Source organism: Cellulomonas sp. NEAU-ZC6 (assembly GCF_056844425.1).
This window is the reverse complement of sequence record NZ_JBXFYH010000002.1, coordinates 127,965-154,270: the sequence shown is the minus strand read 5'-3', so window position 1 is coordinate 154,270 and position 26,306 is coordinate 127,965. Positions and strand designations below refer to the sequence as shown.

Genomic DNA, 26,306 nt, shown 5'->3' with positions numbered 1-26,306 from the left:
GTCATGAGCTTAGGCTACCCTTCCCAGGCATCAGCCCCGTCGTGACGCCGTGCACAAGGCGGTCGGCGGGCACCCTCCACGAAAGGCCTGCCATGAAGTCCATGCGCGTCGCCGCCGGCCTGGCCGCCGTCGCCGTCCTCACCCTGAGCGCCTGCTCGTCCACCGACGAGCCCGCCGGCGGTTCCGAGGGCGAGACCACCGCGGCCTCCACGGGCGAGGGCACCTTCCCCGCCACCGTCGACACCAAGTTCGGCGAGGTCACCGTCGAGTCCCGCCCCGAGCGGATCGTCGCCCTCGGCTGGGGCGACGCCGAGACCGCGCTGTCGCTCGGCTACCAGCCCGTCGGCGCGTCCGACTGGCTGGCGTTCGGCGGCGAGGGCGTGGGGCCCTGGGCCGAGGGCCAGTACGAGGAGTCCCCGGAGATCATCGACACCCTCGAGCCGTCGTACGAGGCCATCGCCGCGCTCGAGCCGGACCTGATCCTGGACGTGAAGTCCTCCGGCGACCAGGACCGCTACGACCGTCTGTCCGAGATCGCCCCGACCGTCGGCGTGCCCGAGGGCGGCGACTCGTACCTGACCACCGGTCAGCAGCAGCTCGAGCTGATCTCCGCCGCCCTCGGCGTCCCGGAGAAGGGCGAGGAGCTCCAGACCCAGCTCGAGGACACCTTTGCCACCGCCCGTGAGGCCCACCCCGATTGGGAGGGCAAGACCATCGCCGCCGCCACCCGGACCTCCGAGGGCTGGGGCGCGTACATCGAGGGTGGCGACCGCGTCGACTTCCTGGAGAACCTCGGCTTCGTCCAGTCGCCGACCATCGCCGAGCTGCCGGTGTCCGAGTCCGGGTTCTCCGTCGACATCTCCTCCGAGCAGCTCGACCTGCTCGACGCCGACCTGATCGTGGCCTTCCCGATCTACATCGAGACGACCGAGATCACCGAGGACCCGCAGTGGCAGGCCATCCCGGCCGTCGCCGACGGCCGCGCCGTGGTCATCGACGGGGACCTGTCCTCCGCCTACTCGCTCGGCACCATCGGCGCGCAGCAGTACGCGCTGGACAACCTCGTGCCGCTGATCGAGGACGCGCTCGGGTCCTGAGCGCCGCACCGGTCGCCCGACCCGGCGGGGGCGTCGCTCACACGGTGAGCGGCGTCCCCGTCAGGCGCTCGTAGGCCTCCAGGTAGCGCGCGCGGGTCCGCGCCACCACGTCCGCCGGCAGCGCCGGGGGCTCGCCGTCGCCGGCGCGGTCCCAGCCCGACGCGGGGGAGGCGAGCCAGTCCCGGACGTACTGCTTGTCGAAGCTCGGCTGCGCACGGCCCGGCTGCCACGCGTCCGCCGGCCAGAAGCGCGACGAGTCCGGGGTCAGCACCTCGTCGCCCAGGGTCACCGCACCCGTCGTCGGGTCCACGCCGAACTCCAGCTTGGTGTCCGCGAGGATCACGCCGCGCGCGCGGGCGATCTGCTCGGCCCGCGCGTAGACGGCGAGCGTGAGGTCGCGGAGCTCCTCGGCGCGTGCGCGGCCCAGCTGCTCGGCGACGACGGCGAGGCTGACGTTCTCGTCGTGCTCGCCGAGCTCCGCCTTGGTCGCGGGGGTGAAGATGGGCTCCGGCAGCCGCGAGCCGTCGACGAGGCCCTCGGGCAGCGGGATGCCGGTGACCTCGCCCGAGGCCCGGTACTCGAGCAGGCCCGATCCGGTCAGGTAGCCGCGTGCGACGCACTCGACCGGGAACATCTGCAGCCGCCGGCACACCATCGCGCGACCGAGCACCGCCTGCGGCACGTCCGGCGCCGACGCGCTCACGACGTGGTTCGGCACCAGGTCGTCGAGCTGACCGAACCACCACAGGCTCAGCTGGGTGAGCACCACGCCCTTGTCCGGGATCCCCGGGCTGAGCACGTGGTCGAACGCGCTGACGCGGTCGCTCGCCACCACCAGCACCACGTCGCCGTGCGCCTCGGCCACGGCAGCGCCCTCGTCCTGCGAGGTGTCGGGCACGTACAGGTCGCGGACCTTGCCCGAGTAGGTGTGCGTCCAGCCGGGCAGCGTGGGTGCGGTCATGCTCACATCCTGCCGCAGCGGCGGGAGGGACCCGGACCTCGGGGGATACTCGCCGTATGGAGCTGCCCGTCGCCTGGTCCGTGGTCCTCGTCGTCGCCGGCCTCTGGAGCCTGCTGGTGTGGCCCCGGTTCGGCGCCCGGATCGTCAAGGACCCGCGTGCGCGCGACGCCGAGGGCAGGCCGACGCGGTTCCTCACCGTGCACCTGGTCCTGATCAGCGTGTCGATGCTGCTCGGCGCGGCGGTCGCGCTGCTCGGGGTGCTGACGCTGGTCTGACGGTCCACCAGGACCGGCCGACGGCCTCAGAACGGTGGCGGCTCCGGTAGCTCCGGGCCGGTGAGGTGCACGGTCGGCTCGTCGGAGCCCGGCCGGACCCGGAAGACGTGCCCGCTCGGCGTGCGCCAGTCGAACTCCCCCGCCGTGCGCTGCCGCACCCCGAACGCACCGCTCGTCTTGAGACGGTGGTGGTGCCGGCACCCGGGTCCGAGGTTGTCCGCGCTGGTGGTGCCCAGCGGGCGTGGTGGTGCGCCTGCGGGCGGCGGGTCGAACTCCTCGGTGTGGTCCAGGTCGGCCCGGGACGCGGGCACGGGGCAGCCCGGCGCGCTGCAGTACCTGTCCCGGTAGCGCACGTGCTCGGCGAGCGCGGTGGGTGGTCGGTAGGTCGTGCGCCCGACGTCCAGGACGGTTCCGGAGACGTCGTCGGTGACCAGCCGCTGCCACACCCCGCCGAGCGCGAGGGCCCGGGCCTGGACGGCGTCGACCGGGCCGTAGCCCTCCAGCACGGCCGGGAGGTCGTCCTGCCCGATCAAGGTCGACAGCGGGACGGTCACGAGCACCCGGGTGCGCGGTGACTGCGGCCCCGGCTGCGCCGGTTCGGGCACGTGCTCTCCCGCGACCTGGTCCGCCCCGGCGGCCGCGCCCCCGGTACCACCGGCCTCGGGCGCCGGGTGCGCGGCGTCGTGCAGCAGCTCGAACGCCCCGTCGCGCCGGCTGGGCACGACGCCGGGCGGGCTGCCCGGCGCTCGCCCGAGCACGCGGTCGCAGAGCGTGTCCGCCCGCAGCTGGTCCAGGTCCCGCCCGTCCCCTGCCGCCCGCGCCGCGCGCGCGGCACCGTCGAGCGCGGCGTCGACCTGCACGGCCTCGGCCGCGGGCAGCACCACCCAGGACCCCGCCATGCCGTACTGGAGGACGGTCGGCCGCGACACGCACCGGCCGCGTCGCGCCTCGCGGTGCCGGTCGACGGCGTGCTCGGGGTCGGCCCGCAGGACCGCGGCCTCGACGTCCTGCTGCACCTGCCGCACGGTGCGTCCGGGGGCCCGGGGCAGCACCTCGGCCTGGGCCACGACGGCGACCTCCACGGGCTCGCTCGCCAGGCCCCGCGCGATCGCCCGCGCCCGGCCCGGGCAGACCCGGCCGTCGGCCAGCGCCGCCCCGGTGTCGGCGAGCACGCCCGCATAGGCCCGGCCCTCGAGGACGAGCAGCTCCGCCTCGTGGGACGTCGTCTGCATCCGCATGGCCAGCGTCGCCGCGGTCAGGTGCGACGACCGCAGGGCCAGGCCCGGCTTGTACCGGGCGGGCGGCGGGCGCATGTCCGGGTGCCGGTCCACGGCGACGGCCGCCCGGGCCTTGAGCGCGTGGGCCCGGGCCGCGAGCCGCCCGGCCGCGACGACGACCTCGACGCGCTGGAAGGCACTGAGCGCCTCCAGGTCGAGCGCCTCCAGCGCCGTCATCAGCTCGACCCCGGCGGGCAGGTCGGCGAGCCACTGCGCGAACTCCTTGTCCCGCGCCTCCTGCAGCAGGACGTCACCGGGCACCAGGACGTCGGGCACCACGGCGTCGGGCACCACGGCATCAGGCACCACGGCGCCCGGCACCGTGCCGTCGGTCGACGGTCCGGGCTCGCGTTCGTGCTGGGCAGGAGGCATGCGGACGACGCTAGGAGCCGCCCGGCCCTCGGCCCCGGCCGACGCCGAGCCGCCTGGGGACGACGCACCCCGACCAACCCTGTGGACCACCCGCCGCCCGGCGACGGAGCGGCAGCAGGGCCTCAGTCCTCGGCGGCGGCCTGCGCGATGTCCGACCGGTGGTGCGAGCCGTCCAGGCCGATTTCCCCGACGCCGGCGTACGCGGCGGCGCGCGCGGCGGCCAGGTCCGCGCCGGTGCCCACGACGGACAGCACCCGCCCGCCGGCGGACACGACGGCGCCCTCGGCGCCGGCCGCGGTGCCCGCGTGCAGGACGTGCACGTCGGGCAGGGCCTCGGCGTCGTCCAGCCCGGTGATGACGTCACCGGTGCGCGGCGACTCGGGGTACCCCGAGGACGCGACGACGACGGTGACGGCCGCCCGGTCCGACCAGCGCAGCGGCGGCACGGATGCCAGCGCCCCGGTCGACGCCGCCAGCAGCACGCCGGCGAGCGGGGTCTCGAGCCGCGCGAGCACGACCTGGGTCTCGGGGTCGCCGAACCGCGCGTTGAACTCGACGACGCGCATGCCGCGGCTGGTCAGGGCCAGCCCGCAGTACAGGACGCCGACGAACGGGGTGCCGCGGCGGGCCATCTCGTCGACGGTCGGCTGGGCGACGGTCGCCACGACCTCGTCCACCAGCCCGGGCGGCGCCCACGGCAGCGGGGTATACGCGCCCATGCCGCCGGTGTTCGGCCCGGTGTCGGCGTCGCCGACGCGCTTGAAGTCCTGCGCGGGCACCAGCGGCACGACGGTCGCGCCGTCGGACAGCACGAACAGCGACACCTCGGGCCCGTCCAGGAAGTCCTCGACGACGACCTGCCCGCCCGGCCGTGCCAGGCAGGCGAGGGCGTGCTCCAGGGCGACGGCGCGGTCGGCGGTGACGACGACGCCCTTGCCCGCGGCGAGCCCGTCCTCCTTGACGACGTACGGGGCCCCGAAGGTGTCGAGCGCCGCGCCGGCCAGGGCGGCGTCGGTCACGACGACGGGGTCGGCGGTCGGCACGCCGGCGGCGGCCATGACCTCCTTGGCGAACGCCTTGGACCCCTCGAGCCGCGCGGCCGCGGCGCTGGGTCCGAACGCCGGGACGCCCGCGGCGCGCACGGCGTCGGCGACGCCCGCGACGAGCGGGGCCTCGGGGCCCACGACGACGAGGTCGGCCCCGAGGGACGTGGCCAGCGCCGCCACCGCGGCGCCGTCCAGGGGGTCGACGGCGTGCAGGGTCGCGAGCGCGCCGATGCCCGGGTTGCCGGGGGCGGCGTGCAGCTCGGTGACCTGCGGGTCGCGGGACAGGGCGAGGGTGAGGGCGTGCTCGCGGGCACCGGTCCCGACGACGAGGATCTTCACGCGCCCGACCCTACCCAGCGCCCGAGCGCCCTCAGCCCAGCAGGTCGTGGATCGAGACGGTGGCCTCACGACCGGGGCCGACGCCGACGGCGGAGATCCGGCAGCCGGAGATCTCCTCGAGGTGGGTCAGGTACCGCTGCGCGTTGACCGGCAGGTCGGACAGCTCGCGCGCGCCGGAGATGTCCTCGGTCCAGCCGTCCAGGTACTCGTAGACGGGCGTGGCGTGGTGGTAGTCGCTCTGGTCGTCCGGCATCTCGTCGAACCGGCGGCCGTCGACGTCGTACGCGACGGCCACGGGGATCTTGTCCCGCCCGGTCAGCACGTCGAGCTTGGTGACGACGAGGTCCGTGAGCCCGTTGATCCGCGAGGAGTACCGGGCGACGACGGCGTCGTACCAGCCGGTGCGGCGGGGCCGACCGGTCGTGGTGCCGAACTCGCCGCCGGTCTGGCGCAGCCACTCGCCGTCCTCGTCGAACAGCTCGGTGGGGTACGGGCCCTCGCCGACGCGGGTGGTGTACGCCTTGGCGACGCCGACGACCCGGTCGATGCGGGTGGGCCCGACGCCGGAGCCGGTGCACGCGCCGCCGGCGGTGGCGGACGACGACGTGACGAACGGGTAGGTGCCGTGGTCGACGTCGAGCATGGTGGCCTGGCCGGCCTCGAACACCAGCGTCTTGCCGGCGTCGAGGGCCTGGTTGAGCACGAGGGGGGTGTCGGCGACGTACGGGCGCAGCCGCTCGGCGTAGCCCAGCAGGTCCTCGACGGTCTCGTCGACGGTGATCGCGCGGCGGTTGTAGACCTTCACCAGCAGGTGGTTCTTCTGGTCGAGGGCGCCCTCGACCTTCTGCCGCAGGATCTTCTCGTCGAACAGGTCCTGGATGCGGATGCCGACGCGGTTGATCTTGTCCGCGTACGCGGGGCCGATGCCGCGGCCGGTGGTGCCGATCTTCCGCTTGCCCAGGAACCGCTCGGTGACCTTGTCGACGGTGCGGTGGTACGGGGCGATGACGTGCGCGGCGGACGACACCAGCAGGCGCTCGGCGGACACGCCGCGGGCCTCGAGGGCGTCGATCTCCTCGAACAGCACGGCGATGTCGATGACGACGCCGTTGCCGATGACGGGCGTGACGCCGGGCGACAGGATGCCGGACGGCAGCAGGTGCAGGGCGTACTTCTCGCCGTCGATGACGACCGTGTGCCCGGCGTTGTTGCCGCCGTTGAACTTCACGACGTAGTCGATCCGCGATCCGAGCTGGTCGGTCGCCTTGCCCTTGCCCTCGTCGCCCCACTGGGTCCCGAGCACCACGACGGCCGGCATTGTCACCACTCCTACCCTGCCTCGCGGCGGCACACCCGCAGCGGGGCCGAGCGCGGCGGCTCGGGCGCGGGAGGTCCGGGCACGGGGCGGCAGGCGACCCCGGTACCTCCGGAAGGTTACCGCCCGGAGCCTGGTCGCCGCCCCGGCGTCCCGGTCAGCGGAGCTCGGCGACCTCGGCGGCGGAGGTCCCGGAGTCGACGAGGAACTGCGCGCAGCGCTCGGCCTCGTCGTCCTCGCCGATCGCCTCGGCGGCCTCGGCGAGCGCGAGCAGCGCCCGCAGGAACCCCTGGTTGGGCTCGTGCTGCGCCGGCACGGGACCGCGGCCGCGCCAGCCGGCCCGCCGCAGGGAGTCGAGGCCGCGGTGGTAGCCGGTGCGGGCGTAGGCGTACGCGGCGACGGGGTCGCCCTCGTCGCGCAGGGCGCGCTCGGCGAGCAGCGCCCAGGCGAGGGACGACGTGGGCACCTGGCGGGCCGCGTCGCGGAGGTCGCCGCCGCCGGTCAGCACGGCGCGCGCGTCGGCGTCGGCGCCCTGCGGCAGGAGGGTGGGCTCGGGCTCGAGCAGGTTGGGTCCGGTCATGGGGCCAGTCTGGCAGCCGCGGCTCGACGTGCACGGGTCCCGGGTGGTGGTTACAGTCGTGGCGCCCGTGTCCCCCGCCAGTGAGGCCCCCCATGATCGAGATCGCCACCTCGGCTGCGACGACCACGCTCGTCATCGCCGGCGACCTCGACCTGGCCGAGCGCGACCAGTTCCCCGAGATCGCCGCGCGCGTCGTCGGCCTGCGCCGCCAGCTGCTCGTCATCGACATGTGCGGCGTCACGTTCATGGACTCGACGGGCGCCGCGTTCCTCATCTCGCTGGCCGACGCGAGCCGCAAGCGCGGTGGCGCCACGGTGCTGCGCGGCGCGGACCCGCGCGACCTGTTCGTGCTGGAGATCTGCGGGGCGCTCGACCTGTTCCGCATCGACGCGGACCACCGCTGCGCGAGCGACGAGGGCACGACCGAGGACGCCGGCACCCCGGCCGAGGGCGCACCGACCCGCGCCTGACGGACCGGCCGGCCTGACGCGGAGCCCCTCTCGAAGGGCGCCCGCCCGACACCGCGACCCGACACGGAGCCCGACCCCGGGGAAGCACCGGCCGACGACCCCGCGCCGCAGGTCCCCGGGCGCTCGACCCCCGGCCCGCTCCGGCGCTCAGTCCCCCGCCGGCTCCGGCGCGCGCGTCACCGGCGGCTCGGACGGCCGCACCCGCGCCCACACGACCTTGCCGCCGCGTGAGGGCCGCCACCCCCAATCGGCGAGCCGCTCGACGATCCGCATGCCGAAGCCGCCGATGCGCCCGGGGTGCCCCTCGGTGGCCACGGGCGGCGTCGGGTTGGAGTCCTCGACCTCGATCCGCAGGCCGTCGCCGGTGTCGTGCAGCTGCAGCGTGACGCGTCCCCAGCCGTGCAGGACGGCGTTGGCGACGAGCTCGGACACGACGAGCTCGGCGTTGGCCGCGTCGCCGAGCTCCCAGGCGTGCGAGGTGCGCAGCACGGCGTGCCGGGCGCGGGCGATGGACGCGGGCTCGCTCGGGAGCTGCCAGCGCCGGCTGCGCACGTTGCCGCCGTGGCCGGAGGTGTCGGTCAGGTCGGGGATCCGCACGACGACGACGGCGACGTCGTCCTCGGGGCTGTCGGCGAGCCGCGCGAGCAGCTCCTCGCCGATGCCGGCGGCGTCGACGGCGGTGGCGCCGGCCGCGACCTCGCGCAGGGCCTTGAGCCCGTCGAGCAGCGCACGGTCCCGCCGCTCGATCAGGCCGTCGGTGTAGAAGACGAGGACGTCGCCGGGCAGCAGGTCGTGCCGCGCCGTGCGGCGGTTGCCGTCGCCGAAGCCGATCAGCGGACCGCCGGCGTCGTCGAGCAGGACGACCTCCCCGGCCCGCACGCGCAGCGCGGGCAGGTGCCCGGCCCGGGAGTACTCGAGGTGCCAGGAGGGGCAGCCGCCGGCGTCGGGCTCGTGCCGGGTCAGGGTGGTGAGGACGAGCCCGGCGGACCGCGGGATCCGCATGCCGGCGACGAGCTGGTCGACGCGCGCCAGCACGGCGCCCGGCTCGGTGACCTCGAAGGCGTAGGCGCGCACGACGGACCGCAGCTGGCCCATGGCGGCGGCGGCCTCGACGTCGTGCCCGACGACGTCGCCGATGACGATCCCCACCACGTCCGGCGCGACCTGCACGACGTCGTACCAGTCGCCGCCGACCTGCGCGTACACGACGTTGGGCGCGTAGTAGGACCACACGTCCAGGCCGTCGACCTCGGCCTGCTCGGGCAGCATCGCCCGCTGCAGGGTCTCGGCGACGCGGTGCTCGCGGGCGTACAGGCGCACGTTCTCCATGCCGAGGCCCACCCGGCGGGCGACGAGCGACAGGATGGTGCGGGTGCGCTCGTCGATCCCGCCGCGGGCGGGGGCCGGCCGGGCGTCGTCGGGCCGCGGGGGCGCGGGGTGCGGGACGACGGCGAGCACGCCGAGCACCCGGTGCCGGCCGGGCAGCGGCAGCACGGCCACGTGCCCCAGGCCGCCGTCGGCGCCGGGCACGCGCGCGCGCAGGTCGGCGACCAGCCAGGCGGAGGCGGTGCCGGGCTCGTGGTCGGCGTCGGTGTCCAGGTGCAGGACCGGGGCGCCCTCGCCCTCGCCGTCCAGCAGGCGCTTCACGGGGTCGTGGCCGGCGGGTCGGTTGCCGCGCCGCGGCACGAAGGCGGGCGGGACGGCGCCGCCGGGGCCCGGCCGCCGGCCGTTGGGGCGCGGGGGACGGCTGCCGTCGACGCCGTCGGTGGCGTGCAGGCCGTCGTCGTCGACGTAGAAGCCGGCCCAGCCGACGACGCGGCGCTGCAGCAGCTCGGCGATGGCCCGCAGGGCGTACGGGTCGTCCAGGTCCATCACGAGGTCGGAGACGGTGCCGATCAGGGCGAGGTCCTCGCTCTCCCGGCGGACCACCTCGACCTCCGCGGCGACGGCGGCGTCGCGGTCCACCTCGGGGGTGACGTCCACGAACGCGGCGACCCAGTACGCCGGTTCCTCGCCGCCCTCGCCGAGCACGGGGGTCACGACGGTGCGCGCCCAGAACCAGTCGCCGCCGGACCGGCGCAGCCGCAGCAGCGCGGACGTCGCCCGGTCGGCGAGGACGGCGTCGCGGAGCTGGTGCAGGCCGGACCCGTCCTCGGCGGCCAGGGCCACGAGGCCGGAGGCGGGGCCGGCGACGTCGTCGAGCGTGAGGCCGGTGGCCTCGGTGAACGCGGCGTTGACCCAGACGACGGGCCACTCCGGGGCCTGCGCGGCGGCCACGACCACCGGCATCCCGACCACCCGGCCGAGCGCGCGGCCGATGGTCTCGGGGGTCACCTCGGCGCCGTCACCGGGCGTGGAGTTGACCACCACCGCCTCCGATCGTCTAGCGTCCCTACAGGTACCGGCGAAGCACCCACCGGACCGGGCCGCCACCGGCACGGTCCCACGGGGCCGCCATCCGGATCGAAGGGAGCGTCGTGCGCGACGGTAACAGCACCCCGCCGGGCGGGCTCGCCGGGGACCAGGGCTCGGAAGCCGCGGCCACCCCGACCGTACCTGCTCCGCGCGACGCCGCAGGTGAGCCGGGCTCCGTCCACGTCATCCTGTCCCCCGACCGGACCACCATCGTGCTGTCCGGCGAGGTCGACGCGGACCTCGGCGCGGACCTGGTCCAGGCGACGACGGACGCCGAGCAGGCGGGGGTGCCGATCGAGGTCGACGCGCACCACGTGACGTTCATGGACTCCTCGGGCGTGGCGTTCCTCGCGCGCCTCGCGATGCGCACGCCGCACCGGGTGCGCCTGCTGCACGTGCCGCCGACGGTGCAGTTCCTGCTGGAGGTCACCCGCATCGGCGAGCTGCTCGACGTCGTCGACGACGACGCGCCCGCCGGCTGAGCCGGCCCCGCCACGCACGCGCCACCCCGCACGCACGAGGGCCCGGTCACCGCACGGTGACCGGGCCCTCGTCGCGTCTGCGGCGGGTCAGCGGATGCTGTGGCCCGCGGAGCGCAGCTGCTGGCTCGCCTCGACGATGCGGGCGGCCATGCCGGCCTCGGCCAGCTTGCCCCAGGCGCGCGGGTCGTAGGCCTTCTTGTTGCCCACCTCGCCGTCGACCTTCAGGACGCCGTCGTAGTTGGCGAACATGTGGCCGACCACGGGACGCGTGAACGCGTACTGGGTGTCGGTGTCGATGTTCATCTTGATGACGCCGTTGTCGACCGCCTCGGCGATCTCCTCGGCCGTGGAGCCGGACCCGCCGTGGAAGACCAGGTCGAACGGGTTCTCCTTGCCGATCTGCTCGCCGACGGTCTTCTGGATCTCGGCCAGGATCGACGGGCGCAGCTTGACGGCACCGGGCTTGTAGACGCCGTGCACGTTGCCGAACGTGAGGGCCGTCAGGTAGCGGCCCTTCTCGCCGGCGCCGAGGGCCTGGATGGTCGCCAGGCCGTCCTCGGACGTGGTGTACAGCTTGTCGTTGATCGCGGCCTCGTGGCCGTCCTCCTCGCCACCGACGACGCCGACCTCGATCTCGAGGATCGTGCGGGCCGCCTGCGACAGCTCGAGCAGCTCCGCCGCGATGACGAGGTTCTCGTCCAGCGGGATGTCCGAGCCGTCGAACATGTGGGACTGGAAGGTCGGGTTCTTGCCGGCCTTGACCTCCTCGGCCTCGAGGGCCAGGAGCGGGCGGACCCAGGAGTCCAGGTTCTTCTTGACGCAGTGGTCGGTGTGCAGGGCGACGGTGATGCCGTAGCCCTTGGCGACCTCGGTGGCGTACGCGGCGAGCGCGCGGGTGCCGGAGACGCGGTCCTTGATCGTCGAGCCCGAGGCGTACTCGGCGCCACCGACGGACACCTGCAGGATGCCGTCCGACTCCGCCTCGGCGAAGCCCTGCAGCGCAGCGGTGATGGTCTGGGAGGAGGTGATGTTCACGGCCGGGTAGGCGAACTTGCCCGCCTTCGCCCGGTCGATCATCTCGGCGTACACCTCGGGGGTGGCGATCGGCATCGCAGCGGCTCCAAAGAGAGTGGGGTTTTCGCTATCGCACCAAGTCTGGCACGTCCTGGGCGCACGCCGTCCGGGACGTCCTGCCCAGCGGACGCCCGGCCGACGTCCTGCCGACGCCCGACCCCGGCCCGACGCCTCGCGCCGGCCGGCGGTGCCGCCGCCTAGGCTGCGGGCGGCGGCCCGGCGTGCCGCACCGCCCAGGCGTGCATGGCGATCGCGGCGGCCGCGCCCGCGTTGATCGACCGGGTCGACCCGTACTGGTCGATGTGCAGCACCGCCTCGACGCCGGCGCGCGCCGCCTCGGACAGCCCCGCGGACTCCTGGCCGAACAGCAGGACGCAGTCCCGGGGCAGGGCGTAGCCGTCCAGCGGGACGGAGCCGGGGACGTTGTCGACGCCGAGCACGGGCAGCCCGCCGCCGTCCGGGCCGGCGGTCCGGGCCCAGGCGAGCAGGTCCTCGACGTCGGGGTGGTGGTGCACGTGCAGGTAGCGGTCGGTCACCATCGCGCCGCGGCGGTTCCACCGGCGGCGCCCGACGACATGCACGCCGGCGGCGTTGAAGGCGTTGGCGGTGCGGACGACGGACCCGATGTTCAGGTCGTGCGCCCAGTTCTCGATCGCCACGTGGAACGGGTGCCGCCGGGTGTCCAGGTCGGCGACGACGGCCTCGACGGTCCAGTAGCGGTACCGGTCGGCGACGTTGCGCCGGTCGCCGGCGGCGAGCAGCTCCGGGTCGTACCGGGGGTCGTCGGGCCACGCGTCCGGCCCGCCCGGCCACGGGCCGACGCCGACCTCGTCGGGCACCCGCGCGTCCTCGTCGGGCACGGTCACCGCAGCTCGACCCCGAGCGCGTCCGCCGCCGCGCGGGCCCGCGACCGCGCCTGCTCGACGTCCGCGCCGCGTGCCAGGGTCACCGCGACCCGGCGCCGCCCGGCCACCGAGGGCTTGCCGAACAGCCGCACCTGCGCGGTGGGCACCGCGAGCGCGGCGTCGACGCCGGTGAACAGCGGGACGCCGGTGCCGTCCGCGAGCACCGCGCAGGACGCCGCGGGGCCGAGCGGGAGCACCTCGCCGGCCGGGAGCCCGAGCACGGCGCGGGCGTGCAGCGCGAACTCGGAGAGGTCCTGGGAGGCCAGCGTGACGAGGCCGGTGTCGTGCGGCCGGGGCGAGACCTCGGAGAACAGCACCCGGTCGCCGACGACGAACAGCTCGACGCCGAACACGCCCCACCCGCCGAGCGCGTCGGTCACGGTCGCGGCGACGCGCTGCGCCTCGGCGAGCGTCGCCGGCGGCAGCGGCGCGGGCTGCCAGGACTCGCGGTAGTCGCCGTCCACCTGCACGTGCCCGATCGGGTCGCAGAACGTCGTGCCGCCGGCGTGCCGCACGGTCAGCAGGGTGATCTCGGAGTCGAACCGGACGAAGCCCTCGACGACCACCCGGACCGCGGCGCCGCCGTCCGCGGTCGCCCGGCCGCCGGACTGGGCGTACGTCCAGGCGGCCTCGACGTCGGCGTCCGAGCGGACGACGGACTGCCCCTTGCCGGAGGACGACATCACCGGCTTCACGACGCACGGCAGCCCGACCTCGGCCACGGCCGCACGGAGCGCCGCGAGGTCGTCCACGAACCGGTACGCGGACGTCGGCAGCCCGAGCTCCTCGGCGGCGAGCCGGCGGATGCCCTCGCGGTCCATGGTCAGCACGGTGGCGCGGGCGGTCGGGACGACGCGGGTCCCGCCGGCCTCGACGTCGGCGAGCACCCGGGTCGCGATGGCCTCGATCTCGGGGACCACGACGTCGGGCCGCTCCACGTCCAGTACGGCGCGCAGCGCGACGGGGTCGAGCATGTCGACGACGTGCGCCCGGTGCGCGACCTGCATGGCCGGGGCGTCGGGGTACCGGTCGACGGCGACCACCTCGACGCCGAGCCGCTGGAGCTCGATCGCGACCTCCTTGCCGAGCTCGCCCGCGCCGAGCAGCAGCACGCGGGTGGCGCCGGGGGCGAGCGGGGTGCCGAGGGTGCCGGGCGTGGCGGGCACGGCCGGGGGCTGCGGAGTCGTCACGCGGCCATCCTCCCGCACGCGGCAGCACCCAGGACGGCACCGGGTGTTGCCGCCGCGCCCGGACGGCACCCGGGGCCGAGCCGCCCGCGGCGGGCGCGGTCGTACCCTGGTCCCCATGCCTGCGTCAGCCGCGCTCGTGACCCTCGTCCCTGCCCTGGGGGCGCAGCCCGCGCTGCTCCCGGACTGGCTGGACGCCGAGCACCTCATCTCCTCGTTCGGCTCGTACGCCCTGGTCGGCATCGTCTTGGTGGTGTTCGTCGAGACGGGGCTGCTGTTCCCGCTGCTGCCGGGCGACTCGCTGCTGTTCACCGCCGGGGCGCTCGTGGCGCAGGACGCGCTGGACTTCCCGCTCTGGCTGCTGTGCGTGCTGCTGTTCCTGGCGGCGTTCCTGGGTGACCAGGTGGCGTACCTGATCGGCAACAAGGTGGGGCCGCGGCTGTTCGCGCGCCCGGACTCGCGCGTCTTCAAGCAGAAGTACGTCGACCAGACGTACGCGTACTTCGACAGGTACGGCGGGCGCACGGTGATCCTGGCCCGCTTCGTGCCCATCGTGCGCACCTACGCGCCGGTCGCCGCGGGCGTCGGCGGCATGCGGTACCGCACGTTCGTGTCCTACAACGTCGTCGGGGCGCTGCTGTGGGGCGTCGGGATCACCGTGCTCGGCTTCGCGCTCGGCACGATCTCGTTCGTCCGGGACAACATCGAGGCGCTCGCCGTGCTGATCGTGCTGATCTCGGTGATCCCGGTCGCCGTCGAGGTGTGGCGCGGCCGGCGGGCGGCGAAGCGCGGGGAGACCGGGCGCGACGAGCGCTACGACGAGCCCGCCGAGCGGGCCGAGGTCGAGCGCAAGGCGTTCGACGCGTGACCGCCCGGCCGATCGTCTCGTGGCTGTCCGACATGGACGGCGTGCTCGTGCACGAGGGCGTGGCGCTGCCCGGAGCCCCGGAGTTCGTGCGCGCGCTGCGCGACGGCGAGCACCGGTTCCTCGTGCTGACCAACAACTCGATCTTCACGCCGCGCGACCTGCGCGCCCGGCTCGCCGCGTCGGGCATCGACCTGGCCGAGGAGTCGCTGTGGACCTCGGCGCTCGCCACGGCGCAGTTCCTCACGGACCAGGAGCCCGCCGGCTCGGCGTACGTGATCGGCGAGGCCGGCCTGACCACCGCGCTCTACGAGGCCGGGTACACCCTCACCTCCGCGGACCCGGACTTCGTCGTCCTGGGCGAGACGCGCACCTACTCGTTCGAGGCGATCACCCGGGCCATCCGGCTCATCCAGGGCGGCGCCCGGTTCATCGCCACCAACCCCGACGTCACCGGGCCGAGCCAGGAGGGCGACCTGCCCGCCACCGGCGCGGTCGCGGCGATGATCACCGCCGCGACCGGGCGGCAGCCCTACTTCGTCGGCAAGCCGAACCCGATGATGATCCGGTCCGCGCTGAACCGGATCGACGCGCACTCGGAGACGACGGCGATGATCGGCGACCGGATGGACACGGACGTGGTGGCGGGCATCGAGGCGGGCCTGCGGACGTTCCTGGTGCTCACCGGGTCGACCCGCACCGAGGACCTGGTGCGGTACCCGTTCCGGCCGACGCAGGTGTTCGACTCGATCGCCGACCTGGTCCCCCGCGTGCCGGAGTGGGCCCGCACCACCGGCTGAGCCCCGCGCAGCGCCCCGCACCCGGCGCCGCCCCCGGACTGCGGGCCCCCGCGCGCGGCGAGGTCGTCACTCGTGGACGAGGTCGTCCTGCAGGACTGACGACCTCGCCCACGTCTGACGACCTCGGCGGCCGAGGCCCGAGCCGGCCGGGCCGGGCCGGTCCCCGGTGTCAGGCCAGGCCGAGGTCGGTCAGGTCGAACAGGTAGTGGTACGGCACGCCGAGCGCCTCGATCTTCTCCTGCGCCCCCGTGGCCCGGTCCACGATGACGGCGACGCCGCGCACGTCGGCGCCGGCCTCCCGCGCCGCCTCGACGGCCGCGATCGGGGAGGCCCCGGTGGTCGAGGTGTCCTCGAGCACGACGACGGGCCGGCCCGCGATGTCGGGGCCCTCGATGCGGCGCTGCATCCCGTGCGCCTTCGCCTCCTTGCGGACCACGAACGCGTCCAGGTCCTGCCCGCGGGACGCGGCGGCGTGCAGCAGCGCGGTCGCGACCGGGTCGGCGCCGAGCGTGAGGCCGCCGACGGCCTCGACCTCCGCGGTGCCGAGCCCGACCTCCTCGAGCCGGTCCAGCAGCACGTGGCCGATCAGCGGCGCGGCGCGGTGGTGCAGCGTCACGCGGCGCAGGTCGACGTAGTAGTCGGCCTCGCGCCCGGAGGACAGCGTGACCTTGCCGCGCACGACCGCGAGCTCGGTGATCAGGTCGCGGAGCTGCTCGCGCGGGGTCGGGGACATCGGGGAGTTCGTCACGCCCGCCAGGGTAGCGAGGCCCGCGCCGTCCTCAGTGCCGCTCGCGGTCGACCCGGAGCTCCCCGAGCCGGCGCACGGCGCCGCGGGGCAGCACGCGCAGGGCTCCGGACGCGACCCGGTACCGCAGGCTGGGGGTGGACAGCACCGCCCCGCGCCGGACGTCCGCGAGCGCCGTGGCGACCACGCGGTCTGGGGACAGCCAGGCGACCTCGGGGTACGCCGTGGCGCCGTGCAGGCCGGCGCGCTCGTGGAACTCGGTGTGCGTGAGCCCCGGCGACAGCACCGTCGCCGTGACGCCGGTCCCGGCGAGCTCCACCGCGAGCCCCTCGGTGAACGTGCGGACCCAGGCCTTGTGCGCGGAGTAGGTGCCGGAGGCGGTGAGCGCCGCCACGGACCCGACGTTGAGCACGGCACCGCGCCCGCGCTCGACCATGGCGCCGGCCGCGGCGTGCGACAGCACCAGGACGGAGCGGACCATCAGGTCCAGCGCGGCCTCCTGCCGGGCGAGGTCGCCGCCGACGAACCGCTCCCCCAGCCCGATGCCCGCGTTGTTGACCAGCAGGCCGACGGGGCGCTCCTCCGCGCGCAGCCGGTCCGCGACGCGGTCCAGGTCCTCTCGGACGGTGAGGTCGGCGGTGAGCACCTCCGCGTGCACGCCGGCGGCGGCGCGGAGCTGGGCGGCGAGCCGGTCGAGCCGGTCACCGTCCCGGGCCACGAGGACGACGTCGTGCCGGGCGGTGGCGAGCTGCCAGGCGAACTCCAGCCCGAGGCCCGAGCTGGCGCCCGTGATGAGTGCGGTTCCCATGCGCCTCACCCTACGGAGCGCGGCGCTCGGTTGTCCTCGTGGGCGCCGGTGTCGGCCGCGGCCGGTACCGTGCCGGGCATGCGCCTCGCCACCTGGAACGTGAACTCCGTCCGCACACGGGTCGACCGTGTCATCTCCTTCCTGGAGCGCTCGGGCACGGACGTGCTGGCCATGCAGGAGACCAAGTGCAAGGACGAGCAGTTCCCCCGCGAGGCGTTCGAGGCCGCCGGGTACGAGGTCGTCACGAGCGGGTTCTCCCAGTGGAACGGCGTCGCGATCGCCTCGCGCGTCGGCATCCACGACGTCGAGCACGCGTTCGGCGGCCAGCCGGGCTGGGGCGAGGACCCGGTGACCGAGGCCCGCGCGCTGGGCGCCAGCTGCGGCGGCGTCCGCGTGTGGAGCCTGTACGTCCCGAACGGCCGCGAGGTCGGGGACCCGCACTTCGACTACAAGCTCCGCTGGCTGGAGGCCCTGCAGAAGGAGGCGGGCCGCTGGCTGGAGGAGAACCCGGCCCTCCCCGTCGCGCTGGTCGGCGACTGGAACGTCGCGCCGCTGGACACCGACGTGTGGGACATCGCGAAGTTCGCCGGCAGCACGCACGTGACGCCGGCGGAGCGCGAGGCGTTCGCCGCGTTCGCCGCCGCGGGCTACACCGAGGTGTCCCGCGAGCACCTGCCGGCGGAGCACACCTACACCTACTGGGACTACCAGCAGCTGCGGTTCCCGCGGAACGAGGGCATGCGGATCGACTTCACCTGGGCGTCCCCGACGCTCGCGGTGCGCGTGACCGACGTGTCCATCGAGCGGAACGAGCGCAAGGGCAAGGCGCCCTCGGACCACGTGCCGGTGGTGCTGGACATCGCGGACGCCGCCTGACGGGTCCGCCCGCGGGGCGGGACGCGCGGCCGTCCGGGGGAACCGCCCTGGACGGGGCCACCCGGGCGCGGCGCTCGGCTAGGTTCTGCCCATGACGACGCCCGACGCGGGTCGACCGGTCGCGCCGGGAGCACCCTCCGCCCTGCCGCCCTCCGTGGGGCCGGGCACGCAGATCCCGCCCGGCCCGCCCGGCCCTGACGGCGCGCCCGGGCCCCGCCCGTACGGCGCGCCGGGGCCCGTCCCGTCCGGGTTCGCGGCGCCCGGCCCGTCCGGCGCCACCGTCCCCGCTCCGTACGGCGCGACGGCACCCGCTCCGTACGGCACGGCGCCGGGCACCGCGCCCGCGGCCCCGTACGGCGCGCCCCCGCCGCACCCGGGCGCGCCCGGCGCGTACGGCGGCGGACCCGCCCCGTACGGACCGCCCCAGTCCGGGCCGCCTCCGTACGGACCGCCCCCGTACCCCGGTCCCGGGCTCCCGCGACCGGCCGGCCGCAGCACGGACGGCCTCGCGATCGCGTCGCTGGTGCTGAGCTGCGCCGCTGTCGGCACCGCGCTGCTCACCGCGCCGGTCGGCCTGGGCCTCGGCATCGCGTCGCTGCGCCGGATCCGCCGCACGGGCGCGGGCGGCCGGTCGCTGGCGGTCGGCGGCGTGGTCGTGGGTGCGGTGCTCACCGTCCTGCTGGCGGTGATCGGCACGGTCCTGGTCGTCACGGCGCTGACGGAGGACGGCACGCCGACGGCGAGCGGCGCGCCGGTGTGGCCCGCGCCGGACGGGGCGCTCGAGGGCACCACGATGCCGCCCTTCGACCTGACCGACGCCCTGGTCCCGGGGGACTGCCTGGCCGAGGCGCCGGAGACGTACGACATGTCGGACGCCGTGCCGGTCGACTGCGCCGACGGGCACACGACCGAGGTGCTCGAGGAGCTCGCGATGGCGCAGCCCGTGCTGACCGACCTCACGGTGCCGGACGCGGTCTACACGGACCTGCTCGACCGGTGCCAGGCGGTGGCCGAGGCGCTCCTGGACCCGGCGACGGTGCAGGAGGCCGGGTGGACGGACGTGTACTACCCGCACCCGGACGAGTGGGCCGCGGGCGGGCGGATCGCGTACTGCGTGCTGACGACCGAGGCGCCGGCCACGGGCTCGGCCCGGACGGGCTCGTTCGCGCCGGGGTCCGGCACGCTGCCCGGCGCGGAGGTCTGACGTGCCGGACGGGTACGCCTACCCCGAGCCGTTCTACGCCCCGGGCTGGCAGGAGCCGCGGCCCCGCACGGACGCCGTGGCGGTGGCGGCTCTGGTCTCGGGCGTCCTCGGGCTCGGCCCGGTGGCCGTGGTGCTCGGGGTGCTCGGCCTGCGCCGGACCCGGCCGGCCGGGGCGCCGGGCTCCCGCGGGACGCGCGGCCGCGGGTTCGCCGTGGCGGGGACGGTCCTCGGCGTCGTGGGGACGCTGGCGTGGGCGGCGGTCGTCGCGGTCGGCGTGGGGACGGTCCTGGCCACCCGGCCGCTGCCGGCCGACGTCGCCGACCCGGTCGACGCCCACGCGGTGCAGCTGGTCACCGGGAGCTGCGTCGAGGAGCTGCCGCCGGACGGCGCCGTCGACCGGGTGCGGGTCGTCCCGTGCGAGCAGGAGCACGCCGCGCAGGTGGTCACGGCGTACGAGTTCCCCGACGACGCCTCCTGGCCGGGCACGGACGAGGTGACGACCCGGGTGCACGCCGCCTGCACGCTGACGGAGGCGGAGCGGGCGCAGGGCCTGCGGATGGTGGCGTGGGCGCCCACGGCGGCGTCCTGGTCGCGCGGTGACCGGACCGGCCTGTGCCTCGCGGTGCCGCCGCAGCCGGTGACCGGCTCGCTGCTGGTCCCCTAGAGCGGGACGGTCAGCTGGCCCTGCACGTGCGCCCGCACGACGCCCGCCATGTCGGTGCCGGCGTCGTCCAGCAGCCACTGCACCTGCATGCCGTCCATCAGGGCGATGAGCTGGCGGCCGGCGACCCGGGGGTCCACGCCGGCGCGCAGGGCCCCCGACGCGGCGGCGCGCTCGTAGGCGACGCCCGCGGCGTCCAGGGCGCGGCGGTACCGGTCCCGGAAGTAGGCGTGCGCCGGGTGGTCGGCGGACGTCGCCTCGGCGGACAGGACGGCGTAGAGCTCGACGATGCCCCGGCGGGTGGTGTTGAGCGCGACCAGCTCGACCAGGTGCCGCAGCGTCGTCACGCCGTCGGCGCTGTCGGTCTCGAGCCACTCGATGTCGGTGTCGTCGCGGTGCTCGAGCACGGCGAGCAGCAGCGACTCCTTGGTCGGGAAGTGGTGCAGCAGCCCCGGGTGCGAGATCCCGCACCGTGCCGCGATCTCGCGGAGCGAGGCGCCGCGGTAGCCGACCTCGCCGAACATCGCCATCGCCTGGTCGATGATCTCGCGCCGCTTCGCACGACCTTTCGCGTAGCCACGCTGCATCTCGACGGTCATCGTCCTGCCCCCTGCGCCTGAGACCCGAGCGCCGGTCCGGCGCTGGCGCACAGAGTCTCACAACCGCCGCGCGGCACGGTCCGGCAAAGCCGACCGCCCGGTAGGCATCGGCTACTGTGGAGGCGATCCGACCCCGCACGAGGAGGTGCCCCGCATGTCCGTCGCACTCGACGTCGAGCGTGTCCTGGCCGAGCTCACCCTGGAGGAGAAGGCCGCGCTGACGTCCGGCTCCGACTTCTGGCACACCGACGGCGTGGACCGCCTCGGCGTCCCGCGGGTGATGGTGACCGACGGCCCGCACGGCCTGCGCAAGCAGGCGGCGAGCGCCGACCACCTGGGTCTCGGCGCGTCCGTGCCCGCCACCTGCTTCCCGCCCGCCGCCGCGCTGGCCTCCACCTGGGACGTGGCGCTGCTGGACCGGGTCGGGCGCGCGCTCGGCCGCGAGACCCGCGGCAACGACGTCGCGGTGCTGCTCGGCCCCGGCGTCAACATGAAGCGCTCGCCGCTGTGCGGCCGGAACTTCGAGTACTTCTCCGAGGACCCGGCCCTGGCCGGCGACCTGGGCGCGGCGCTGGTGCAGGGCATCCAGTCGCAGGGCGTCGGCACGTCGCTCAAGCACTTCGCCGCGAACAACCAGGAGACGGACCGCATGCGCGTCTCCGCGGACGTCGACGAGCGCACGCTGCGCGAGATCTACCTGCCCGCCTTCGAGCGCGTGGTGACGCGGGCGCAGCCGTGGACCGTCATGTGCGCGTACAACAAGGTCAACGGCACCTACGCCTCCCAGGACCACTGGCTGCTGACGGAGGTGCTGCGCGACGAGTGGGGCTTCGAGGGCCTGGTCGTGTCCGACTGGGGCGCCGTGGTGGACCGCGTCGCCGCCGTCGCCGCCGGCCTGGACCTGGAGATGCCGGCCACCGGCGGCCGCACGGACGCGCTCGTCGTCGAGGCGGTGCGCAGCGGCGAGCTGGACGAGGCCGTGCTCGACGTCGCCGCGCGCCGGGTGCTGCAGCTGATCGCCCGCGCGCAGCCCGCGCTGGCCGAGCCCGGCACGATCGACGCCGACGCGCACCACGCCCTGGCCCGCGAGGCCGCGGCGGACGGCTCGGTGCTGCTGAAGAACGCCCCGGTCGACGGCACCCCCGTGCTGCCGCTCGGCGCGGAGGCCGCCGCCGGTGCCGTCGTGATCGGCGAGTTCGCCCGCACCCCGCGGTACCAGGGCGCCGGCTCCTCGCAGGTGAACCCCACCCGCCTGGACGACGCGCTGACCGCGCTGCGGGCGGCCACCGGGACGGAGCTGCCGTTCGCGGCCGGGTTCTCGGTCGCGGGCGTGACCCCGGACGCGGACGACGCCGCACTCCTGGACGAGGCGGTGGCGGTCGCCCGCGACGCCGGCACGGTCCTGCTGTTCCTCGGGCTGCCGGCCCCCGACGAGTCCGAGGGCTACGACCGCACGCACCTGGGCATCCCCGCGAACCAGGTCGCCGTGCTGCGCGCCGTCGCCGCGGTCAACCCCCGGGTGGTCGTCGTGCTGGCCAACGGCTCCGCGGTGAGCGTCGAGTGGCAGGACGACGCCGCCGCGGTGCTCGAGACCTGGCTGGGCGGCCAGGCCGGGGGCTCGGCCGTGGCCGACCTGCTGCTCGGCGTCCGCAACCCGTCCGGCAGGCTGGCGGAGACCATCCCGCACCGCGTCGAGGACACCCCGGCGTTCGGGAACTTCCCCGGCGACAACGGGCACGTCCGCTACGGCGAGGGCGTGCTGATCGGCTACCGCTGGTACGACACCCGGCTGGTCGACGTCGCCTACCCGTTCGGCCACGGCCTGTCGTACACGACGTTCGACTACTCCGACGTGGCGGCGACCGTGTCCGGCGAGGGCGCGGCGTCGTCCGTCGAGGTCACCGCCACCGTCACCAACACCGGGCCCGTCGCGGGTGCCGAGACCGTTCAGGTCTACGTCGGCGACCCCGACGCGGCGGTGCTGCGCCCGACCCGCGAGCTCAAGGCGTTCGCCAAGGTCGCGCTCGAGCCGGGCGAGTCCCGCACGCTCGCGTTCACCCTGACGGCGCGCGACCTGTCGTACTGGCACCCCGCGCTCCGGCGCTGGGTGGTCGGCGGGGGGCGCACGGTCGTCGAGGTCGCGGCGTCCTCGCGCGACGTCCGCGGCACCGTCGAGGTCGACGTCACCGGCGAGCCGCTGTGGGGAACGCTGTCCGCCGACTCCACGGTGACGGAGTGGCGCACGCACCCCGTCGGGCAGCGCCTGCTCGGCGCGGCGTTCGCGGACGCCACCGCGGAGCTCGACCCGACGATGCTCGCGATGCTGGGCGACATGCCGATGCGCGTCATCGCGTCCTTCGGCATGGCCGGGATCGACGACGCGGCGCTCGACCGCCTGGTGCAGGAGGCCGCCGCGGCCTGAGCCGGCCCGCCTCCCGCGGCCCGTCCCGCCTCGCGCGGGGCGGGCCGTGCTGCGTGCGGGCCAGACAACGGCCAGGAGACCGGCCTTGTCTGCGACCCCGACCTCGCCCTAGCCTGGGAGTGCGGACCCGCCCCACGCTCGTGGACCAGGCGGGTCTAGCTGTGTCCGGACCAGCTCGCGCGGTCCACCGTGCGGGTCCAGGTGCGCCAGGTAGCGGCCGTACCAGTCCCACCCGAACGCGTTCCCGGCGTAGCGGTCGAGCGTCAGGTTGGCGCAGTACGCCACCAGGTCCGCCATCTGCGTCCACTGCGACACCCGGCTGTCGTGCGGCACCGGGTCCTCGATGATGTGCCGGTCGCGCAGCCTGAGCCTCCGGTGCGCGTCCCGGTAGTGCGGGTCGTCACCGTCCATGGTCACGAGCCCGAACGTCCCCGCGCCGCGGAGCTCGGTGTCGAGGTCCGCCACGAAGTCCGCATAGGTCAGGTACTTCGCCCGGCCGTACGCCGCCCCCCGGTCCGGGACGCGCCGGAAGACCGCACCGACGCGGAGGTGGACGGAACCCGCGAGGGCGGCCAGGCACCGGACCGCGACCTCGCGGCCCAGGTCCTTCCAGAGGACCCGATCGCCCTCCCGGAATCGTGGTGGCGGGTCGACCGAGACACGGGCACGGCCGTTGACGTACTTGGTGCAGTGCAGCTCGTGCCGGACCGGTATCCCGTACGCGCGCACCAGGTCCTTGCGCAGCTCGAGCCAGGTGCGCTGGGCGTCCGACCACTCCGCCGGCTGCACCTCGACCCAGCCGTAGACGATCAGCCCGGATCGTTCGCTGCCGGAGTCGTCGACGTAGAGCAGCCGGCTGAGCTGCCCGGCTCTCGAGCCCGGCCCCGCGTCGTGGAGTGGGGTCACGATCAGCGACGCTAGAGAACCTGCGGGTACTCAACCGACCCGGACCGGGCCTTGCGTCCCGGTCCGGCGCCCGCGCCCGGTGGGACGCTGGACGCAGGGCCGCCCGACCAGCGCGGTCGCACGGGCGAGAGGGGCAGGACATGGCAGCGGGACGGGTCGTCGTCGTCGGTGGCGGGTACGGCGGGACGCGGGTGGCGGCACTGCTGGACGACGTCGCGGACGTGGTCCTGGTGGAGCCGAAGGACGCGTTCGTGCACGCCTCCGCGGCGCTGCGGGCGGCGGTCGACCCCCTCTGGGAGGACCGGGTGTTCTTCGGCTACGACGGGCTGCTGGACCGCGGCCGCGTCGTGCAGCAGCGCGTGGAGCGGGCGACGTCGACCCAGGTCCGGCTCGCGGACGGCACCGCGCTGGACGCCGACCACCTGGTGCTGGCGACGGGAACGGCGTACCCGTTCCCCGCCAAGTTCATCGAGTCGGAGACGGTGGTGGCACGGGCCCGCCTGGCCCGGATGCGCCAGGGCCTCGAGCAGGTCGAGCGGGTGCTCGTCGTGGGTGCGGGCGCGGTCGGCCTGGAGCTGGTCGGCGAGTTGCTGGACACCTACCCGCACCTGCGGATCACGGTGGTCGACCAGGCGGACGACGCGCTGACCAGCGGCGACTACCTGCCTGAGCTGCGGGCCGCGGTGCACGCGCAGCTCGACGGCCGCGTGGACTTCGTGCTCGGGTCGCGGCTGGGCTACCTGCCGCCCGTCGACGTCGGCGTGCGCGAGCCGTTCGTGGTGCACACGGAGGCCGGCGTGCGCGTCGAGGCCCAGATGTGGTTCCGCTGCCACGGCAACCTGCCGGCCAGCGACTACCTGGCCGGGGACCTCGCGGCGGCGCGCAACGGGCTCGGCGAGGTGCGGGTCGGGCCGACGCTGGCGCTCGCCGGGCACCGGACGGTGTGGGCGGTCGGCGACATCACCGACGTGCCGGAGTCCAAGCGCGCGTCCGCCGCGCGGGCGCACGCGGAGGTGGTGGCCGCGAACATCCGGGCGGCGTTGGACGGGCGGGAGCCGGCCGCGACCTACGCGCCGGCGCCGGAGCGGATCGTGCTGCCGCTGGGCCGTACGGGCGGGGCGTCGCAGGTGGTCGGCGATGACGGGGTGCGCCGGGTGCTCGGCGCGGAGGAGACCAGCCGGATGAAGGGCGCCGACCTGTACTCCTCGGCGATGGCCGAGCTGTTCGCCTGAGCGAGCCGCCGGGCCGCGGGCTGGTCAGGACCCGGTGGCCGCCGCGGCGGTGCGGAGGTCGTCGACCAGCGCCGCCCGGGCCTCGTCCCAGCCGTCCCGGCCGCGGAGCCGCAGCAGCGCCGACGGGTGCGCCGTGACCAGCACGGCGGCGTCGGGCGCGTCCGCCGGGTGCTCGTCCAGCACCCGGCCGCGCAGCTCGCCGACGGTGACGTCCCGGCCGAGCACGGCGCGGGCCGCGGTGGCGCCCAGGCACACGACGACCCGCGGGCGGACGGCGGCGAGCTCGGCGGTGAGCCAGGGCAGGCAGGCGCGCACGTGCGCGACGGCGGGGCTCGTGTGCAGGCGGCGCTTGCCGCGCTCGGTGAACCGGAAGTGCTTGACCGCGTTGGTCAGGTAGACGTCGGCGGGGTCGACCCCGGCGTCGGCGAGGGCGTCGTGCAGCAGCCGCCCGGCCGGCCCGACGAACGGCTCCCCCGCGAGGTCCTCGCGGTCGCCGGGCTGCTCGCCGACCAGGACCAGACGGGCGTGCGCCGGCCCGCTGGAGAACACCACCTGGGTGGCGGGCGCCCACAGCTCGCAGCCACGGCACCCCGGGGCGGCCGCGGCGAGCGCGTCGACGTCGGCGTCCGGCGGCACCCACTCCTGGGCGCCCGGGCGGTCCGGCGCGGCTCGGCGCTCAGCCACGGCCGGCGCTGCTCCGGCGGCGCAGGCGGGTCCAGACGAACCGGACCACGACGAGGACGATCGCGGCGTACACCGCGTAGTTGATGGAGTCGGAGTAGTGCCCGATGTCCTGCCACCGGGCGCCGAGCACGTACCCGCCGACAATCAGCAGGCTGTTCCAGACCGCCGAGCCGATCGCGGTGTAGAGCAGGAACCTCCCCTGCGGCATCCGCTCGAGCCCGGCCGGGACGGACACCAGCGACCGCACGACGGGCACGCACCGCCCGATCAGCACCGCGGCGCCGCCGTGCCGGTCGAACCACGCCTCGGCGCGGTCCAGGTCCTCCACCTCCATGAGGGGGATCACCTCGAGCCACCGGCGCAGGCGGTCCCGGCCGAACCAGGCGCCGAGGCCGTACAGGAGCCACGCCCCGGCCACGGCGCCGGCCGTCGCGGCGACGACGGCCGCGACCAGGTTCATCTGCCCCTGGCTCGCGACGTAGCCGGCGACGGGCAGCACGACCTCGGACGGGATGGGCGGGAACAGGTTCTCGAGCGCCACGATCAGGCCGACGCCGAGCGGGCCGAGCGCCTCGATGACGCCGACCACCCAGCCGGCCAGGCCGGTGAGCTCGGCGCCGGAGCCCTGGGCCGCGGCCGGGGCGGTGCGGACGACGGTGGCGATCATCGCGATCGATCGTCGCACGCCCGCGACGCGGCGGCCTGGGGG

26 protein-coding genes are annotated in these 26,306 nt (G+C 75.5%); 11 read left to right on the top strand and 15 right to left on the bottom strand.

What is annotated here, in order from left to right:
• The first annotated feature begins 92 nt into the window (after window positions 1-92).
• The gene (locus AC1050_RS10730; RefSeq protein ID WP_482387397.1) at window positions 93-1,097 is read left to right on the top strand and encodes an iron-siderophore ABC transporter substrate-binding protein; all 1,005 of its coding nucleotides are present in this window, start codon (window positions 93-95) and stop codon (window positions 1,095-1,097) included.
• A 37-nt stretch (window positions 1,098-1,134) separates the two neighbouring features.
• On the opposite strand, the gene AC1050_RS10725 is transcribed toward AC1050_RS10730, so the two are convergent.
• Entirely contained in the window at window positions 1,135-2,058 is a 924-nt protein-coding gene (locus AC1050_RS10725; RefSeq protein WP_482387396.1) for a phosphoribosylaminoimidazolesuccinocarboxamide synthase, read from the bottom strand.
• Between the two features lie 56 nt (window positions 2,059-2,114).
• On the opposite strand from AC1050_RS10725, the gene AC1050_RS10720 reads away from it, so the two are divergent.
• On the top strand, window positions 2,115-2,333 hold the full coding sequence (locus AC1050_RS10720) for an SCO4848 family membrane protein (protein WP_482387395.1): 219 nt from the start codon (window positions 2,115-2,117) through the stop codon (window positions 2,331-2,333).
• A 26-nt stretch (window positions 2,334-2,359) separates the two neighbouring features.
• On the opposite strand, the gene AC1050_RS10715 is transcribed toward AC1050_RS10720, so the two are convergent.
• The 4 genes from AC1050_RS10715 to AC1050_RS10700 form a co-directional block, all read right to left on the bottom strand.
• Entirely contained in the window at window positions 2,360-3,982 is a 1,623-nt protein-coding gene (locus AC1050_RS10715) for an HNH endonuclease signature motif containing protein (RefSeq protein ID WP_482387394.1), read from the bottom strand.
• A 122-nt stretch (window positions 3,983-4,104) separates the two neighbouring features.
• A complete protein-coding gene (gene purD / locus AC1050_RS10710) occupies window positions 4,105-5,367 on the bottom strand; it encodes a phosphoribosylamine--glycine ligase (RefSeq protein ID WP_482387393.1) in 1,263 nt (420 codons plus the stop codon).
• A 31-nt stretch (window positions 5,368-5,398) separates the two neighbouring features.
• A complete protein-coding gene (locus AC1050_RS10705; RefSeq protein WP_482387924.1) occupies window positions 5,399-6,685 on the bottom strand; it encodes an adenylosuccinate synthase in 1,287 nt (428 codons plus the stop codon).
• A 154-nt stretch (window positions 6,686-6,839) separates the two neighbouring features.
• On the bottom strand, window positions 6,840-7,262 hold the full coding sequence (locus AC1050_RS10700; protein ID WP_482387392.1) for a DUF3151 domain-containing protein: 423 nt from the start codon (window positions 7,260-7,262) through the stop codon (window positions 6,840-6,842).
• A 92-nt stretch (window positions 7,263-7,354) separates the two neighbouring features.
• On the opposite strand from AC1050_RS10700, the gene AC1050_RS10695 reads away from it, so the two are divergent.
• A complete protein-coding gene (locus AC1050_RS10695; protein WP_482387391.1) occupies window positions 7,355-7,732 on the top strand; it encodes an STAS domain-containing protein in 378 nt (125 codons plus the stop codon).
• 147 nt (window positions 7,733-7,879) lie between these two features.
• Here the strand turns inward: AC1050_RS10695 and AC1050_RS10690 are convergent, their stop codons facing one another.
• Window positions 7,880-10,102, bottom strand: a complete 2,223-nt coding sequence (locus AC1050_RS10690) for an ATP-binding SpoIIE family protein phosphatase (protein ID WP_482387390.1) — start codon at window positions 10,100-10,102, stop codon at window positions 7,880-7,882.
• Window positions 10,103-10,209: 107 nt separating this feature from the next.
• On the opposite strand from AC1050_RS10690, the gene AC1050_RS10685 reads away from it, so the two are divergent.
• The gene (locus AC1050_RS10685) at window positions 10,210-10,629 is read left to right on the top strand and encodes an STAS domain-containing protein (RefSeq protein WP_482387389.1); all 420 of its coding nucleotides are present in this window, start codon (window positions 10,210-10,212) and stop codon (window positions 10,627-10,629) included.
• Between the two features lie 87 nt (window positions 10,630-10,716).
• Here the strand turns inward: AC1050_RS10685 and fbaA are convergent, their stop codons facing one another.
• The 3 genes from fbaA to purT form a co-directional block, all read right to left on the bottom strand.
• On the bottom strand, window positions 10,717-11,739 hold the full coding sequence (gene fbaA, locus AC1050_RS10680) for a class II fructose-bisphosphate aldolase (RefSeq protein ID WP_482387388.1): 1,023 nt from the start codon (window positions 11,737-11,739) through the stop codon (window positions 10,717-10,719).
• Between the two features lie 161 nt (window positions 11,740-11,900).
• Window positions 11,901-12,569, bottom strand: a complete 669-nt coding sequence (locus AC1050_RS10675; RefSeq protein WP_482387387.1) for a TrmH family RNA methyltransferase — start codon at window positions 12,567-12,569, stop codon at window positions 11,901-11,903.
• The gene (gene purT / locus AC1050_RS10670; protein ID WP_482387386.1) at window positions 12,566-13,798 is read right to left on the bottom strand and encodes a formate-dependent phosphoribosylglycinamide formyltransferase; all 1,233 of its coding nucleotides are present in this window, start codon (window positions 13,796-13,798) and stop codon (window positions 12,566-12,568) included. The genes AC1050_RS10675 and purT overlap by 4 nt, the downstream gene beginning before the upstream one ends.
• A gap of 115 nt (window positions 13,799-13,913) precedes the next feature.
• Here purT and AC1050_RS10665 point away from each other — a divergent pair, with 115 nt between their 5' ends.
• The gene (locus AC1050_RS10665; protein ID WP_482387385.1) at window positions 13,914-14,663 is read left to right on the top strand and encodes a VTT domain-containing protein; all 750 of its coding nucleotides are present in this window, start codon (window positions 13,914-13,916) and stop codon (window positions 14,661-14,663) included.
• Window positions 14,664-14,695: 32 nt separating this feature from the next.
• Window positions 14,696-15,460 carry an HAD-IIA family hydrolase gene (locus tag AC1050_RS10660; RefSeq protein WP_482387923.1) on the top strand — a complete coding sequence of 255 codons (765 nt, stop codon included), beginning with the start codon at window positions 14,696-14,698 and terminating at the stop codon, window positions 15,458-15,460.
• 169 nt (window positions 15,461-15,629) lie between these two features.
• Here the strand turns inward: AC1050_RS10660 and pyrE are convergent, their stop codons facing one another.
• Together pyrE and AC1050_RS10650 are read right to left on the bottom strand one after the other, a co-directional pair.
• A complete protein-coding gene (gene pyrE / locus AC1050_RS10655) occupies window positions 15,630-16,193 on the bottom strand; it encodes an orotate phosphoribosyltransferase (RefSeq protein ID WP_482387922.1) in 564 nt (187 codons plus the stop codon).
• Window positions 16,194-16,239: 46 nt separating this feature from the next.
• Window positions 16,240-17,013 carry an SDR family NAD(P)-dependent oxidoreductase gene (locus AC1050_RS10650; protein ID WP_482387384.1) on the bottom strand — a complete coding sequence of 258 codons (774 nt, stop codon included), beginning with the start codon at window positions 17,011-17,013 and terminating at the stop codon, window positions 16,240-16,242.
• A gap of 78 nt (window positions 17,014-17,091) precedes the next feature.
• On the opposite strand from AC1050_RS10650, the gene AC1050_RS10645 reads away from it, so the two are divergent.
• From AC1050_RS10645 to AC1050_RS10635, 3 genes are all read left to right on the top strand, one after another.
• On the top strand, window positions 17,092-17,889 hold the full coding sequence (locus AC1050_RS10645; RefSeq protein WP_482387383.1) for an exodeoxyribonuclease III: 798 nt from the start codon (window positions 17,092-17,094) through the stop codon (window positions 17,887-17,889).
• Window positions 17,890-17,980: 91 nt separating this feature from the next.
• On the top strand, window positions 17,981-19,093 hold the full coding sequence (locus AC1050_RS10640) for a DUF4190 domain-containing protein (RefSeq protein ID WP_482387382.1): 1,113 nt from the start codon (window positions 17,981-17,983) through the stop codon (window positions 19,091-19,093).
• A gap of 1 nt (window position 19,094) precedes the next feature.
• On the top strand, window positions 19,095-19,757 hold the full coding sequence (locus tag AC1050_RS10635; protein ID WP_482387381.1) for a DUF4190 domain-containing protein: 663 nt from the start codon (window positions 19,095-19,097) through the stop codon (window positions 19,755-19,757).
• Here the strand turns inward: AC1050_RS10635 and AC1050_RS10630 are convergent.
• Window positions 19,754-20,353 carry a TetR/AcrR family transcriptional regulator gene (locus AC1050_RS10630; RefSeq protein ID WP_482387380.1) on the bottom strand — a complete coding sequence of 200 codons (600 nt, stop codon included), beginning with the start codon at window positions 20,351-20,353 and terminating at the stop codon, window positions 19,754-19,756. The genes AC1050_RS10635 and AC1050_RS10630 overlap by 4 nt on opposite strands.
• Before the next feature lie 154 nt (window positions 20,354-20,507).
• Here AC1050_RS10630 and AC1050_RS10625 point away from each other — a divergent pair, with 154 nt between their 5' ends.
• Window positions 20,508-22,775 carry an aryl-beta-d-glycosidase gene (locus AC1050_RS10625; RefSeq protein ID WP_482387379.1) on the top strand — a complete coding sequence of 756 codons (2,268 nt, stop codon included), beginning with the start codon at window positions 20,508-20,510 and terminating at the stop codon, window positions 22,773-22,775.
• A 108-nt stretch (window positions 22,776-22,883) separates the two neighbouring features.
• Here the strand turns inward: AC1050_RS10625 and AC1050_RS10620 are convergent, their stop codons facing one another.
• Window positions 22,884-23,681, bottom strand: a complete 798-nt coding sequence (locus AC1050_RS10620; RefSeq protein ID WP_482387378.1) for a DUF3800 domain-containing protein — start codon at window positions 23,679-23,681, stop codon at window positions 22,884-22,886.
• Window positions 23,682-23,821: 140 nt separating this feature from the next.
• Here AC1050_RS10620 and AC1050_RS10615 point away from each other — a divergent pair, with 140 nt between their 5' ends.
• Window positions 23,822-24,913 carry an FAD-dependent oxidoreductase gene (locus tag AC1050_RS10615; protein ID WP_482387377.1) on the top strand — a complete coding sequence of 364 codons (1,092 nt, stop codon included), beginning with the start codon at window positions 23,822-23,824 and terminating at the stop codon, window positions 24,911-24,913.
• 24 nt (window positions 24,914-24,937) lie between these two features.
• Here AC1050_RS10615 and AC1050_RS10610 read toward each other — a convergent pair whose 3' ends face one another.
• Together AC1050_RS10610 and AC1050_RS10605 are read right to left on the bottom strand one after the other, a co-directional pair.
• Complete coding sequence (locus AC1050_RS10610) at window positions 24,938-25,597, bottom strand: UdgX family uracil-DNA binding protein (RefSeq protein WP_482387376.1); 660 nt, start codon at window positions 25,595-25,597, stop codon at window positions 24,938-24,940.
• Entirely contained in the window at window positions 25,590-26,264 is a 675-nt protein-coding gene (locus AC1050_RS10605) for a DedA family protein (RefSeq protein WP_482387375.1), read from the bottom strand. Before AC1050_RS10605 ends, AC1050_RS10610 begins: the two co-directional genes overlap by 8 nt.
• Window positions 26,265-26,306 lie beyond the last annotated feature (42 nt).

Excerpts from the sequence above, each read along its gene's own strand:
- AC1050_RS10730 (WP_482387397.1), top strand. The coding sequence starts at position 93 with ATGAAGTCCATGCGCGTCGCCGCCGGCCTGGCCGCCGTCGCCGTCCTC.
- AC1050_RS10725 (WP_482387396.1), bottom strand. The coding sequence starts at position 2,058 with ATGACCGCACCCACGCTGCCCGGCTGGACGCACACCTACTCGGGCAAG.
- AC1050_RS10720 (WP_482387395.1), top strand. The coding sequence starts at position 2,115 with ATGGAGCTGCCCGTCGCCTGGTCCGTGGTCCTCGTCGTCGCCGGCCTC.
- AC1050_RS10715 (WP_482387394.1), bottom strand. The coding sequence starts at position 3,982 with ATGCCTCCTGCCCAGCACGAACGCGAGCCCGGACCGTCGACCGACGGC.
- AC1050_RS10705 (WP_482387924.1), bottom strand. The coding sequence starts at position 6,685 with ATGCCGGCCGTCGTGGTGCTCGGGACCCAGTGGGGCGACGAGGGCAAG.
- AC1050_RS10700 (WP_482387392.1), bottom strand. The coding sequence starts at position 7,262 with ATGACCGGACCCAACCTGCTCGAGCCCGAGCCCACCCTCCTGCCGCAG.
- AC1050_RS10695 (WP_482387391.1), top strand. The coding sequence starts at position 7,355 with ATGATCGAGATCGCCACCTCGGCTGCGACGACCACGCTCGTCATCGCC.
- fbaA (WP_482387388.1), bottom strand. The coding sequence starts at position 11,739 with ATGCCGATCGCCACCCCCGAGGTGTACGCCGAGATGATCGACCGGGCG.
- AC1050_RS10665 (WP_482387385.1), top strand. The coding sequence starts at position 13,914 with ATGCCTGCGTCAGCCGCGCTCGTGACCCTCGTCCCTGCCCTGGGGGCG.
- AC1050_RS10660 (WP_482387923.1), top strand. The coding sequence starts at position 14,696 with ATGGACGGCGTGCTCGTGCACGAGGGCGTGGCGCTGCCCGGAGCCCCG.
- pyrE (WP_482387922.1), bottom strand. The coding sequence starts at position 16,193 with ATGTCCCCGACCCCGCGCGAGCAGCTCCGCGACCTGATCACCGAGCTC.
- AC1050_RS10650 (WP_482387384.1), bottom strand. The coding sequence starts at position 17,013 with ATGGGAACCGCACTCATCACGGGCGCCAGCTCGGGCCTCGGGCTGGAG.
- AC1050_RS10645 (WP_482387383.1), top strand. The coding sequence starts at position 17,092 with ATGCGCCTCGCCACCTGGAACGTGAACTCCGTCCGCACACGGGTCGAC.
- AC1050_RS10640 (WP_482387382.1), top strand. The coding sequence starts at position 17,981 with ATGACGACGCCCGACGCGGGTCGACCGGTCGCGCCGGGAGCACCCTCC.
- AC1050_RS10630 (WP_482387380.1), bottom strand. The coding sequence starts at position 20,353 with ATGACCGTCGAGATGCAGCGTGGCTACGCGAAAGGTCGTGCGAAGCGG.
- AC1050_RS10625 (WP_482387379.1), top strand. The coding sequence starts at position 20,508 with ATGTCCGTCGCACTCGACGTCGAGCGTGTCCTGGCCGAGCTCACCCTG.
- AC1050_RS10615 (WP_482387377.1), top strand. The coding sequence starts at position 23,822 with ATGGCAGCGGGACGGGTCGTCGTCGTCGGTGGCGGGTACGGCGGGACG.
- AC1050_RS10605 (WP_482387375.1), bottom strand. The coding sequence starts at position 26,264 with ATGATCGCCACCGTCGTCCGCACCGCCCCGGCCGCGGCCCAGGGCTCC.